11 protein-coding genes and 1 pseudogene are annotated in these 12805 nt (G+C 37.3%); 1 reads left to right on the top strand and 11 read right to left on the bottom strand.

Translation table 11 applies throughout. From position 1 onward, the window contains the following. Positions 1-519, bottom strand: a pseudogene (locus BPMYX0001_RS22635) (efflux transporter periplasmic adaptor subunit); the annotation flags it as partial. Between the two features lie 221 nt (positions 520-740). Further along, the gene (locus BPMYX0001_RS22640; RefSeq protein ID WP_006096583.1) at positions 741-1187 is read right to left on the bottom strand and encodes a hypothetical protein; all 447 of its coding nucleotides are present in this window, start codon (positions 1185-1187) and stop codon (positions 741-743) included. Positions 1188-1806: 619 nt separating this feature from the next. Here BPMYX0001_RS22640 and BPMYX0001_RS22645 point away from each other — a divergent pair. Continuing rightward, positions 1807-2091 (top strand): hypothetical protein, encoded by a 285-nt coding sequence (locus BPMYX0001_RS22645; protein ID WP_033799238.1) that lies wholly within the window; start codon positions 1807-1809, stop codon positions 2089-2091. Between the two features lie 347 nt (positions 2092-2438). Here BPMYX0001_RS22645 and pgtP read toward each other — a convergent pair whose 3' ends face one another. From pgtP to BPMYX0001_RS22690, 9 genes are all read right to left on the bottom strand, one after another. Further along, on the bottom strand, positions 2439-3779 hold the full coding sequence (gene pgtP, locus BPMYX0001_RS22650; protein WP_006096585.1) for an MFS transporter: 1341 nt from the start codon (positions 3777-3779) through the stop codon (positions 2439-2441). Positions 3780-3798: 19 nt separating this feature from the next. Beyond that, positions 3799-4833 carry an ABC transporter substrate-binding protein gene (locus BPMYX0001_RS22655; protein ID WP_033799239.1) on the bottom strand — a complete coding sequence of 345 codons (1035 nt, stop codon included), beginning with the start codon at positions 4831-4833 and terminating at the stop codon, positions 3799-3801. Next, entirely contained in the window at positions 4830-5612 is a 783-nt protein-coding gene (locus BPMYX0001_RS22660; protein ID WP_006096587.1) for a DUF3919 family protein, read from the bottom strand. Before BPMYX0001_RS22660 ends, BPMYX0001_RS22655 begins: the two co-directional genes overlap by 4 nt. Before the next feature lie 66 nt (positions 5613-5678). Then, a complete protein-coding gene (locus BPMYX0001_RS22665; protein WP_006096588.1) occupies positions 5679-7109 on the bottom strand; it encodes a HAMP domain-containing sensor histidine kinase in 1431 nt (476 codons plus the stop codon). A gap of 11 nt (positions 7110-7120) precedes the next feature. After that, a complete protein-coding gene (locus BPMYX0001_RS22670; RefSeq protein ID WP_003202224.1) occupies positions 7121-7792 on the bottom strand; it encodes a response regulator transcription factor in 672 nt (223 codons plus the stop codon). A 111-nt stretch (positions 7793-7903) separates the two neighbouring features. After that, positions 7904-8896 (bottom strand): UDP-glucose 4-epimerase GalE, encoded by a 993-nt coding sequence (gene galE / locus BPMYX0001_RS22675; protein ID WP_006096589.1) that lies wholly within the window; start codon positions 8894-8896, stop codon positions 7904-7906. 251 nt (positions 8897-9147) lie between these two features. After that, positions 9148-9843, bottom strand: coding sequence for a CTP--phosphocholine cytidylyltransferase (locus tag BPMYX0001_RS22680; RefSeq protein ID WP_033799240.1), 696 nt, complete (start codon positions 9841-9843; stop codon positions 9148-9150). Further along, positions 9840-10814: a DMT family transporter gene (locus BPMYX0001_RS22685; RefSeq protein ID WP_033799241.1), complete on the bottom strand. Its 975-nt coding sequence runs from the start codon at positions 10812-10814 to the stop codon at positions 9840-9842. Before BPMYX0001_RS22685 ends, BPMYX0001_RS22680 begins: the two co-directional genes overlap by 4 nt. A 14-nt stretch (positions 10815-10828) precedes the next feature. Beyond that, on the bottom strand, positions 10829-12676 hold the full coding sequence (locus tag BPMYX0001_RS22690) for an NTP transferase domain-containing protein (RefSeq protein ID WP_018764991.1): 1848 nt from the start codon (positions 12674-12676) through the stop codon (positions 10829-10831). Positions 12677-12805 lie beyond the last annotated feature (129 nt).

Here is a 12805-nt window from a genome sequence, read left to right on the forward strand (position 1 = left end):
GTCAATTGTTTTTTGCCCTATTTCTAATTCGCTTACTTGCTCTTCTAACGGATCTGTTACCTCTTTCCCAGCACCGCTATCTTTCGCTTTCTTAATCTGGTTCTTTACTGAATCTATTTTCTTTTTCCCTTGATCATAGCGCATACTTGCCATTTTTTGATCAAGCTCAGCTTGTTTCATTTGTAAATTGATTTCTTCATTATCATAAGAGAATAATTTCGCGCCCTTTTCTACTTCCTGTCCTTCTTTCACCGCAATGTCCTTCACTTTTCCTTTTGTCGGATCTGCGTAGAAGCTCTCAATATTTCCAGGCTTTACTTGTCCGGAAATCAATTTCGTATTATTCAATGTACGTTCTGTTACTTTCTCAAAGCTAACAGCGTCTCCCTGTGCCGCGCCTTTTTTCTTTCCTTGCATGATAAAAATATTGACGGCTGCAACGACGACAATTAATGCAATAACCCCAATGATAATCCATTTCTTCTTTTTGTTTGGAGTACGAACCGTATTTGGTAACATATTCTCGCTCCTTTTATATCTTTATATAGTAGTTCTTCAATTATGTAAAACTTTCAGAAAACGATACCCGCATCTCTTAAATTATTACGCTTTCTTTACAAAGTTTTACACTATCACTTATATTGTAACAAAAATACCAATGTTTAGAAATATGACGTTTTATCTTTTAAGCAAGTTTTAAGAAACTTAAAAGCCACATGAAAAGACTTAAAAAAACCACCTTACATAAGGCGGTTTGGACGTTTCCTCCAAGTACTCCATTTCGCTTGATCCAAATCATGCTCAAATGGAAGAGTTGTCACGTCTTTTCTCATCTCGCGCGGAATATTCTTTTCTACCGTTTGAAACGCTTCATATTCATCAGCTCGCATTGCTCTTTGAACAATGCCTTCTGGGTTATCACCTTGCTTGTCTAACATCCAGCCATTTTCACTATTTAACTGTTTACGAAATTCCTCTTTTGCATCTTCATCTGGAAACATGCTTCCATTCACTTTCAAATAGGTTTCAATTCTCATCGGAAGCCACTCTACTTCATAATCCTCTACTAAACAAATTACAATCCCTATCGGCGTACTACGAACGACAAAATCAAATGTACAATCTCGCTGTGTGACTGTTGCGGAACAGAACAAAAACGTTTCTACTTCTGATACAAAAATTCCCACTTCCCAGCATCTCCTTCATACATATAATTTGTCTTGCTAACTCCTACTGAATTTTAACATTTGTTTTTGAAGATATTGTAAAATGAATGTTAATTTTCTATATATAATGTACTTTCACTCTATCCGTTCACTCATTCTTAATAGATATCACATATAATCTATTAATTTATAACCATAATACTGTATGTACTAGAAATAACATTATGTAATAAGTGCATCAAAAAAGATTACAAGAAAATAATTTTGATACTATTACTATTCCAGTAGTCACATTCACATATAATATCCGTTAAACCAACTATAAAGATACATTGAAATATATAACAGTTTGATAAAGTGAAACTTTAATCAGTGAGGGTTTTCTTCATCCCCCACTGATTATTAGCCCGACCAATCAGGCTTTTACGGGCAGTTTATCTCCCACCTAACTTCTTTTCTTTCACCGAATTTTGAGGTAGGAGTATTACTTACTACCCGTTAATACGGGATAAATCAAGGCTGTAAAGAAAGATATATTATATTTTGCATTGCAATCAAATATTCATACATTCGCCCAAGCTAATTCACGCTTGTCTGAATACTAATATATTAAATCTATTTAAAAGTGAGGTGATAGAATATGCCACCAAAACCACGTACTTGTTGCCCTGCATATAATCAAATACGTGCATTCTATGTGCAAGCAGCAGCAGCAGGGTTTCAGCAGATAAGCTTTGATGTTATCATACCTTTTTCAGGAGCAGCACCTTTAACATATTTTGTAGATAGCATAGATTGGCTCGATAACAAGCATTGCGTTATCATTACTAACTTTCAGTCCCCAGCGCTAGGCGTTTCAGATTCAGCATGGAGTTGTGAAATTCTTAATTTATATTTTGCAGGGAACCTTCAGAGAATAGTTTAAAATCTTTCTTATTTTAGCTAACTATCCCCCTCTTTTGTCATCGAAAAATCCCCTCACCAAGATGGGGAAAATAAAACGAAACTTCCATCATTGAGGGTTTTCTTCATCCCTCAATGATGGAAAGCCTCTACCTATCCTCCTTGCTTTTCTCTAAATCTTAAGGTAAAGGTCTTACTGCTCACAAATAAAAAGTGCATCCGAAAACGAGTGCCTTTTTGATAAACTGTTACTAAGTTTCAAAAACTACACCTTATCTCTTTCATTTTATATAAATCTATACTGATAAGATGTACATAAAAGGAGCTGCCCAAAAGTAGTACTTTTGGACAGCTCCCTTAAATAAACGATTATGCTATTTTGCTCTTAGGACCTTTTCTCTCATGACCAAATTGAACGATAAATAAGAATACCGTAGATAAAATACCGCCTGCTAATAATAGAATGAAACAGCCGTCCCACCCAGAGCGATCAACGATAACACCAATCGCTGCGTTTGCAACTAAGCTTCCTCCTAAATAACCGAACAGGCCGCACATACCAACTGTTGTACCTACTGCAAATTTTGGTACTAATTCCATTGCACTTAAACCAATTAAAAATTGTGGTACATAAATTAAGCAACCAATAATCGAAACTGCAGCACTCACAACAAGTATATTCGATGCTTGCCAGTATACCACCGTTCCAATAACAACACCAACCATGCTAAACACACATAGTGGCATACGTTTCCCTTTGAATAACTTATCACTTAACAAACCTACGATTAATGAACTTGGAATTGCCATTGCTTCAAAAATTGAATATGCTGCATGCGCTTCTGTTTTTGTAAATCCTTTAACCGTTGTTAAATAAATCGGTACCCAGTTAATAACACCGAAACGAATTAAATATACAAATGCATTCGCAATACATAAATACCAAATAAATTTGTTTTTCACTACATATTTCATCAAAATTTCTTTTGGTGACATTTTGTTGGCATTGTCTGCCTTCTCAAGATCTTCATAATCATTGCGATATTCATCAATTGGTGGAAGACCTGCAGATTCTGGTGTATCCTTCGCATTCACCCACATAAGAACTGAAATGACCATTGCAATTATCGCTGGGAAGATAAACACGCCGGCTTGCCAATGACTTTCACCGAAAATACCAACACCAATTCCAACAAGCGGTGGTACAAGCATCGCACCAATATTATGTGAAATATTCCAAAGTCCTGTTTTTGTACCGCGCTCTTTCTTCGAGAACCACTTCGTCATTACGGTACTACAAGGAGGCGCTCCCATTCCTTGGAAAATATTATTGAAAACTAATAACGTTAAAATCATGCCAAATGAAGATGCAAAACCAAAACAAATATTTATAATTGCTGATAAGAATAAACCAACCGCAATAAAACGCTGCGCATACGCTTTATCTGATAAATTTCCCATAAAGAACTTACTTAGTCCATACACAATCGCCGTAACGGAACCTAATAAACCATATTCCGTTGTACTAAAACCATATTCTTTTATTAAATACGTACTAGATAACGTAAAGTTACTACGAACTAAATAATACGCTGCATATCCAACTGAAATTCCGAGCAGCACACGAAGACGTAGTAGTCTGTATACTTTGTCAATCATATTCGCTGGCAAACGCTCAATTACTGGTGCAGGCTTAAGCCAATTAAACATATTATCTCTTCTCCTTTTTTCACTTTTGAAAGAGACGTTGTCTATTCCATATCTCGATTACTCCACTATCTGATACATTTTTGTTCGTTCTTCTAACAGGCTGACCTTCTATTTCTTTCTGATTCTTCGCAAGCATTGTTGGTACGCCAAACGAAACTTTTTCTAAAATATGCCCTGCTTCTTCTGATAAACAATAATCAATAAATAAATCCGCTATAATACCACTCGGTGCATGTTTCAGTTTCGAAATTGCATTGACAGATAACCCCGTTTGCTCAGGCACTTTACTCAAAATCGGAAAGCCTTGTTTTTGAAGCATCCGTTGGTCTCCCATGAAGTTAATACCAATCATATATTCACCGCTTGCCACATACTCAGCAGGCATATAACCATTCACCGTTACCTCTGCAACTTGCTTGGCAAGGCTCCTTACATACCCCTTCGTCTCTTCTTCACCAAATGTATCAATAAGTGATTGGAACAACGTATAAGCTGTTCCTGAAACATTCGGATCAGGCATGACAATCTTTCCGGCATACGCTGGATGTAATAAGTCTTTCCACTTCGTTGGATATGAAAGTCCTAGCGGTGCTATTTCCTTATTCCATCGCTCTTTATTAATCGCGATGGCAAGCTTCTCTACTTCATAACCATACCAAAAGCCATCCTTATCTTTAACGGCTTTTGAAATGCTACTTGCATGCTGGCTTGTAACAGGAATAGATAGATTTTTTTGCTTCATCATTTGATGCGCATCCAATGTACCGCCAATGATAATATCTGCCTTCGGGTTTCCCGCTTCTTCTTCCACTCTTCTAAGCAGCTCTTCTGTAGAAAGACGAATAAATTCATACGTACATCCGCGCGGTTTACAAAACGATGATAAAAGCGCTTCACCAACTTCTTCACGGGCCGCGACATACGCGACAAGATGGCGATCTTTCAAAATTGGAAGACCATTTTTACTATATTTGATAGAGGTAGTATCTCGAGAGCAACTAGACATCGCTCCTCCAATTACTAGCAAAAAGAAGAAAAAGGCTATCTTTCTCATGAAACATTCTCCTTTACAAATAGATTTGCTAGGGAGCCTTTCATATACATCACATTCCCATTATTATCGCCAAGATATTGCACGACAAAGTAAGAAGGATATATAGAAATCGTTAAAATATCCTCACGTTCATTCTTTACATGTTTACCATTTTGATAAGCAGTAATATAAGCGATTGGATCCTTCTGCGATTGCAGCAACTTCTGAATTTCTCCATAGTCCGTAATTTGCTTTGCTTGCCGAATCGAATCAAGTATCGGCGTAAGATTCGTAGTACGCACTACATCACCTTCTCGCAAAACAACTTCCTTTGCTGATGCAAAGAAATCGCTAATACGCTCTGGCGTATAATATAGGCCCAGCAAATATGTTTGAAATGCGGAAATCATCGGATCTGTACCATTCTTCCCATATACATTTGCCTCGTACTGGAACAAGTCACCTACTGCAAAAGTACGCCTATGTCCATTCAAGTACGTTACTTCTCCAGTAAATACTTGTTCGTGGATCTTCGCTTCTGTTTGCTTCATTCGAATCTGGTCAAAGAATGAAACAATTGCATGCAGACGAACTTCATCTGTTACAACTACTTCTCCCCACTTCTCATGTCTTACTTTCACTTTAGTAGGAAGAGATTCACTTGCTCTTTCTAAAACAGCCTGCTTGTCATCTAAGGTTGTAACGTGGTTATACAATTGCTTCTCTATGGCAAAAAACAATACAAAAGCAGCAATCGTGCAAAAGACAAACAAGAGAATTTGAAATGATAGCCTTTTCATTTCTGCCTACCTCCAAGATAAAAAAACGTTGTTTCGAAAATACCGCATAATTGTTTCATAAATGTATCATTTAATCGCTTTCAAATTTTTTATATCTTCCATGCGTCTTGGTAATAAGAACGTGATCATCACCATCGTTCCCATTTCCTCACTACTTTCAATTCGCATGCTTCCGCCTTGCTTCGTCATAATCTCCTGACAAATGAACAAACCGTATCCATTTCCATAACTAGAAGAGAGTACTTTTCCTTCCCGAGAACGATTCCACTCTGCAAGTATCGCTTCATCCATACCAATCCCATCATCATGAATGAAGACTTTCGCTTCCTCTTCATTTTTAGCGACATTCATCCTCAGTTGCGTGGCATCACTATATTTAATCGCATTATCAAACACATTCAAGAAAATCTGCTTCGTCTTATCAAAGTCTGCAACAACATGTGCCTCTGTTAATTCATTTATAACTTCTATCTCGTATTGCTGAAGACGAGGCTTCACGATCGAAATTGCCTCTTCTGCAATTTGCTTTATATCCACAATCGTCGGAGAAACTTCAAACGTACTCGTTCCATACTTCGAAGATTGTAATAACTCCTCAACGAGTGATAATAGACGCTGACTTTCAATCGAAACATAATGAAGACTTTCCTCTATATCTCGCGCAGATTGCAGTTTCGGAATTAAATCTACATATCCAATAATTGCAGTGAGCGGTGTTTTTAGTTCATGTGTAATTCGGTCCAAGAAATCTTTTTGCTTCTCTTTCTCCTCCTTTAACTGCCTCATATGCAGCTCAATCGCATCAGCCATTGCATTGAAAGATGCTGATAACTGGGCAATTTCCACATACTCATTTAGCTCAATCTTACTTTTATAATCCCCATTTGCGAGCCGCTTTGCCATTTGTCTTAACTGATCAATTGGCTTATGAAGAGACTTCGCTAAACGAATCGCAAAGAAAATGCCGCCTGCTACTAAACAAATCGATGTAACAAGAAATGTCCAGCTCACATTCGTTAAAACTTCTTTCTCATCTTGTAATTCATTAATAAAGCGAATTGCCCCTATGACATCGCTTCCATGATAAACCGGACTCGAAAATAAAAGAAGTGGTGCTGGATCATCATTTTCAAACACATATGCCTTCTTTCCTCGTAAGGACTGATCAATATCAATATTCTTATGAAGCAAGGCCCCTTTCTCTGTATCGGCAACGACCTCTCCATTCTTTCCAATCATCTGCACACGAACATCCATCCGCTTCGCTAAATAAGAAGCAATCAAGAGTGAATTCGGCCCTAGTGTCTCCACTTCTGCTTCCTTCTCTAAATAATTCATCGTGTAAATTTGTGCTTCTACACTTAACTTCTCTAAAGAACCTGCTGCATTATGATACATATTCTTTTCCAGTGCAATGTAAATCACCGTATAAAGAAGAAACAAAATCGGAATCAATAATCCTACTATACCAAGTACCATATTTCTTTTTAACGACATCTTATCACCTTTTAACAATCCAACTTATAACCAACGCCATAAATCGTCTTAATATGTTCTCCGCTTGCTCCAAGCTTCTTCCGAAGGCGCTGCACCATAATATCAACTGCTCTCGTATTTCCGCTATACTCAAAGCCCCATACTTTCTCTAATAGCTCATCGCGCATAAACACACGCTGCTTATTAGAAGCAAACAACTGGCATAAATTAAATTCACGGTACGTTAAATCAATTTCTTCTCCATTCACATGCACTTTTCGTTCCTTCGGATAAATGACTAACTCACCGGCCCGAATGACCTTATCATCCTTAGGTACCCCGTGCTTCATTACACGCCGTGCCATATTCTTCACCCGAAGAATCAACTCTGCATAATTGAATGGCTTCGTCACATAATCATCAGCCCCAAGCTGAAGACCAAGCAACTTATCATTCATCTGACTCTTCGCTGTTAACATGAGTACTGGAATATCTCGGTCCTTCTCCCTGAACAACCGAAGCAGCTCATAACCATCCGTATCCGGAAGCATCACATCTAAAATCAATACATTCGGCTCTTCATCCCACCTTTGCAGCGCCTCTTTTCCATCAGCGGCCGTAAGCACTTCATATCCTTCCATCTCTAGCTGCATCCGAATTAAATTCCGAATGCTCGACTCATCATCGACTACAAGTATTTTCATGGTTCCCCTCCTTTCGCAGTACATTTTAGTATAGCAAATATCCCATACAAAAAAAGAGTGCACTATCGAACATATGTTGAACGACAATACACTCTCTTTTATAAATCACTCTTACTTCGTATATCCATGCGGCTTACTTTGATGCCAATCCCACGCATGTTCAATGATTGTTTTCACATCTGTATATTGCGGGCTCCAGCCTAATTTTTCTTTTGCTTTTTGAGACGATGCAACAAGGCGCGCTGGGTCTCCAGCTCTTCTTGGCGCAACTTCTGCTGGGATTTCATGATTTGTTACTTCGCGAACTGCTTCAACAATTTCTTTTACACTAAATCCGTTACCGTTTCCTAAGTTATAAAAGTCACTGTCTCCGCCATTTTGTAAATCTTTCAGTCCAAGGAAATGAGCCGCTACTAAATCATCAACATGGATATAGTCACGAATACATGTACCGTCTGGTGTATTGTAATCATCACCAAACATCATGATTTTCTCACGTTGTCCTAAAGCCACTTGCAGTACAAGGGGAATTAAATGCGTCTCGGGACGATGATCTTCACCAATAATACCGCTTGGCGTTGCACCAGCTACATTAAAGTATCTGAAGATCTTATATTTTAAATTAGAAGCTTGGCTATACCAATGCAACATTTTTTCAATCGCTAATTTTGTTTCTCCATATGTGTTCGTAGGATTTGTTGGTGTTTCTTCTGAAATTAACTCAACATCTACATCTCCATATGTCGCGGCAGTTGATGAGAAAATAAATTTATCAATTTTAAACTCATCCATCACCTCTAGTAAGCATAGCGCACCGTATACGTTGTTATTATAGTATTGAAGCGGTTTTTCCATACTTACACCAACTAAAGAATCCGCTGCAAAATGCATGACTGCGTCAATTGTTTCTTGCTTAAAAACGTCTCTTAAGAAACTTTTATCGCGAAGATCACCTTTATAAAATTTCACGCCTTCTGCAATAGCATCTTCATGACCTGTTTGTAAATTATCAACTACAATTACAGATTGTCCTTCATCAACTAACTTTTTTACAGCATGAGAGCCAATATAACCAGCTCCGCCGCACACTAAAATAGAACCCATGTTCTCCACACCCAACTTTTAATGAATTATTTTACCCTGCTATCTGCGGACAGAAAAACCTCTACATCAAAGAAGATAGGTAGAGGAGCACTGCCTGATCGATAAGAACCTTCCATCATTTTGGGGATAAAGCGCCCCACTGATGGAAGGTTCACTTTATAGTACTTTTTAACCTATAAAATATAGCTTATCTTCTTTTATTTTATAGGGCAAGTTAAATTCCAATTATTTCATAAAACCATCAACAATGATTATTTCGCTAAAACAGCTAGTTTTTCTTCTACTTTCTTCAAGTCCAGGGCAGAATCAATCTCAAAACTATCATTGCTACCAATTTTGTACAAATGAACATTTAAATTTTGAATGTTATCTTTTACAATATTATCCCAGTACAGTTCACTGAAATCTTCTTGATTTACTACTTCTTCTAGTTTCTTCACAATATGGATGCCATCTTCTTTTGACCAGTATGAAATACCACATAAGATGTAGTCATCGTTACCATCACCAATTTCAATATCATATACTTTACGATTTTCGTCATGCTTAATGATCCATTCATTACGGAAATCTTCCTTCTTCGCACTAAAGTATAGGGATGACTCTGGGTTCTCTATAAAAATATTACGGTGTAAATAAACATCCGCATCCATTACATATGCATCTTGTAAATATTCACGAACTAAATACATCGTATAAATGTTGTTGTACACATTATATTTGTCATTGTGCACAAGCTTCACATTATACTTCTCAACAAGATAATCAAATTTCTCTGCTAAATAGCCTGTTACGACAATAATTTCTTCTACACCAATTTCCTGTAAATATTCAATTTGCCGCTCTAGCATCGGCTTGCCATTTACTTCTACTAATGATTTTGGAGTCGTTAACGTTAATGGACGTAAACGAGTTCCCATACCCGCCGCTAATAAAATCGCTCTCATGTTACTTCACCTCTATATTTTTTCGCTTTTGTAAATTCAGTTATATCTGCAACTGTTAATATAGCTCCTATAAGGATCGCAATACAACAAATAATTAACTTCCATGAAAACGGTGATCCTAATGCTAACATAGAAATGACAACCGCCCATGCAGAATACGTAATGTTAAGCGCCATCGCTTTTGTCGGTCCAATTTCATGAATTGCCTTATAGTAAAACACATAGGAAGCTGTTCCAACTAATGCAACCACAATGATTAAAATAAACTCGCTGCTCATCACAACTTCTTTTGTTAAGAAATGCCCTCCAACTGAAGGTAAAATAACAAGTCCATATGTGACTGCTGAAACAAGCTGACGAATTTGAAGTGCCTCTTCTGGAGATACTTCTTCATCTTTCATACCGTATGCACAGATAACACATTCTAAGCCCCAGCCAACGATACAAATAAGGACAAAAATAAATCCTAACATATAGTTTTCCGTTGCAAATCCATCGCCTGTAAATCCAAGTACGATAATAAATGCAATACTAATGATAAGTCCAAGCCAATTCCATGAACGAAGACGGTCTTTCAAAAACACAAATGCAAAAAATGCACCCACTGCTGGATATACAGCTGAAATCGCTGCTGTATAAGAAGCCCCGATATACTTTACAGCTAATACATAAAACGTCATCCCAATTGGTCCACCCATAAGTGCTCCTAACATAACGAACCGTCCACTTCTCGTTTTCAGCTTAGAAAGGGCCGTTTTGAGTTGACCCTTTATCGCCATATAGATCATCATCCATAATGTGGACATAAAGTCGTGTAAAAACGTACTAACTAGAGGAGCAAGAAACACAACTTGTTCTGTTGCTAACATCAGTTGTGAAGATAAAATAATCCCAATCAATACCGTATCTACAGCCCAAGCAAAACCAGAAAATATTCCATAAAATATGCCTTTACTTTGCACTTTTCTCATCGTTATATCCCCCACTACAACTCTAAGAAGAGCTGTAAGTTTTTCTTCGCACGATTATAGCGATCCATTCCATATGTCCCAAAATCACTGCCTGTTGCTTCTTTAATCTTCGTCCAAATACTCCATAAGAAATCTTGGAAAATCTTATTCATCAATATTCTTCTCTGGTAAGACTCTTCTACTTCCTCGTTAAAATAGTAGGATAAGAATAACTCCTCCTCTTCTGAAGAAAAGTCGCACTCTAAACTATGTGCTGCAATATCCCACATCGGATCGTTCATACCGCCATATTCCCAATCGATTAAGTATATTTTGTCTTCTCCACTCTTAACAAAGTTTTCAGGAACCGTATCATTATGACAAGCTGTTAACGTAACATCCATCGCCTCATACATATCCTTTAACCGCATTACTTTGTTTTTCACTTCTGCATAATCATCAAAGTTAGAGCCGTTTACTTTATTTAAAAGCCCTTCATAATGCTCTATTTTTTCAAACACATTGAAAGTATTATTCATTTCGGCATTTGAACTGTGTAATTGTTTTAATATATTCGCCGTTAACTTCATATTATCACTGCGTTTTGCCGTTTTCGGATTTAATGTTTCTGCGTTTGGAATTAACTCTGCTAATTTCACACCAGTTTCTTCATTAAAGTATAGAAGTTCTGCATCAATTCCTAATTGGCTCGCTAAATTAGAAGTTACCATTTCATCACGGCGACTAATCATATCTTCTGTACCGCTTCCTGGAATACGTAGCACATATTCGGATTTTCCAACACTTACTTTGAAATTCGTATTCGTCATACCACCAAATGGCTGAATATCTGTAATTTCATCTTTTGAAATAGAAAGTGCTTCCGAAACATATTTTTTAATTTGTCGTTCTTTAAACTCTGCTTCTTTTTTCACTAAGCGAGGATAGATTTTATTTTTCACAACTTCATATTGCTTCGGTGTATCAATCTCTGCCCATACAACATCTGGTAACTTTGCATAGCCGACATCGTACAACCTTGCAGCATCAAGAAGTAAATATTCATAGTTCACATATGGATTTTGATTATGACGGAATGTTGCTAACATGTTCATGAACACTTCATACGAGATTTTAGAAATCCCAACCATCTCACCATCAATACGATTTAACTGATGAATGTCCTTTGAAATTTTATACAGATAGCCATCTTGAATCTCAACAAACGCTTCATCACCAGATCCGCTCTCATTTGTAATGAGTACACAGTCCGGTTCTGGATGATGTAACACTTGCACAAGTGCCTTCTCTTCGATTAAAATATCATCTTCAATTAATAAGAAATCATCTGTAATCAGTTCCTGAACCTCTGCTAGCGATGCCATTGATCCTGTCCACTTATATTTCGGATTTTCCACAAAGTGCACATTATGACGACCTGTCCAGCCTTCAAACTGCTCCTTCTTATAGCCAACAACCACCACAATTTTTTCAATGCCATTATTTTTAAGGATTTCTAAACTACGATCTAACAAAAGCTTTTCCCCAACCGTTAACAAACCAGATGGTTTTCCAAACTCATGACGCTTACCAGCCGCAAGAACAACAGCTTGCGTAACCTTCTTGCCCTCTTTGCGATGGACTCTAAGCTTCTTCCCTTGGTAAGCCGCTAGCTCCTGTCGCATGTATTCAAAGCCTTTCTGGTACAAATAATAATTCATGTACTTCCCTGACTTTTTGCTATAGATGTATTGATTCTTCGTTAAATCATTCATAATATAATTCACTTTACCAACAGATATATTGCACTGCTCTGCAATCTTTTTTTGGTTCATCTGTGGATTTTGATTGATAACCTCTAATATATTTAATACTTGTTGCATAGAGCTCCCCTCCATCACCCGATTTCATCCGTTCATTTTTTGAACATGTCATTATCATATCATCTATGGACATAAACGTAAATATTTTGTAAATTTAATGTATGCTTTGTAAAGAACATCCTTTATGAA

It is taken from the genome of Bacillus pseudomycoides DSM 12442 (assembly GCF_000161455.1).
Classification (GTDB): domain Bacteria; phylum Bacillota; class Bacilli; order Bacillales; family Bacillaceae_G; genus Bacillus_A; species Bacillus_A pseudomycoides.

Excerpts from the sequence above, each read along its gene's own strand:
- BPMYX0001_RS22645 (WP_033799238.1), top strand. The coding sequence starts at position 1,807 with ATGCCACCAAAACCACGTACTTGTTGCCCTGCATATAATCAAATACGT.
- pgtP (WP_006096585.1), bottom strand. The coding sequence starts at position 3,779 with ATGTTTAATTGGCTTAAGCCTGCACCAGTAATTGAGCGTTTGCCAGCG.
- BPMYX0001_RS22655 (WP_033799239.1), bottom strand. The coding sequence starts at position 4,833 with ATGAGAAAGATAGCCTTTTTCTTCTTTTTGCTAGTAATTGGAGGAGCG.
- BPMYX0001_RS22660 (WP_006096587.1), bottom strand. The coding sequence starts at position 5,612 with ATGAAAAGGCTATCATTTCAAATTCTCTTGTTTGTCTTTTGCACGATT.
- BPMYX0001_RS22665 (WP_006096588.1), bottom strand. The coding sequence starts at position 7,109 with ATGTCGTTAAAAAGAAATATGGTACTTGGTATAGTAGGATTATTGATT.
- BPMYX0001_RS22670 (WP_003202224.1), bottom strand. The coding sequence starts at position 7,792 with ATGAAAATACTTGTAGTCGATGATGAGTCGAGCATTCGGAATTTAATT.
- galE (WP_006096589.1), bottom strand. The coding sequence starts at position 8,896 with ATGGGTTCTATTTTAGTGTGCGGCGGAGCTGGTTATATTGGCTCTCAT.
- BPMYX0001_RS22680 (WP_033799240.1), bottom strand. The coding sequence starts at position 9,843 with ATGAGAGCGATTTTATTAGCGGCGGGTATGGGAACTCGTTTACGTCCA.
- BPMYX0001_RS22685 (WP_033799241.1), bottom strand. The coding sequence starts at position 10,814 with ATGAGAAAAGTGCAAAGTAAAGGCATATTTTATGGAATATTTTCTGGT.
- BPMYX0001_RS22690 (WP_018764991.1), bottom strand. The coding sequence starts at position 12,676 with ATGCAACAAGTATTAAATATATTAGAGGTTATCAATCAAAATCCACAG.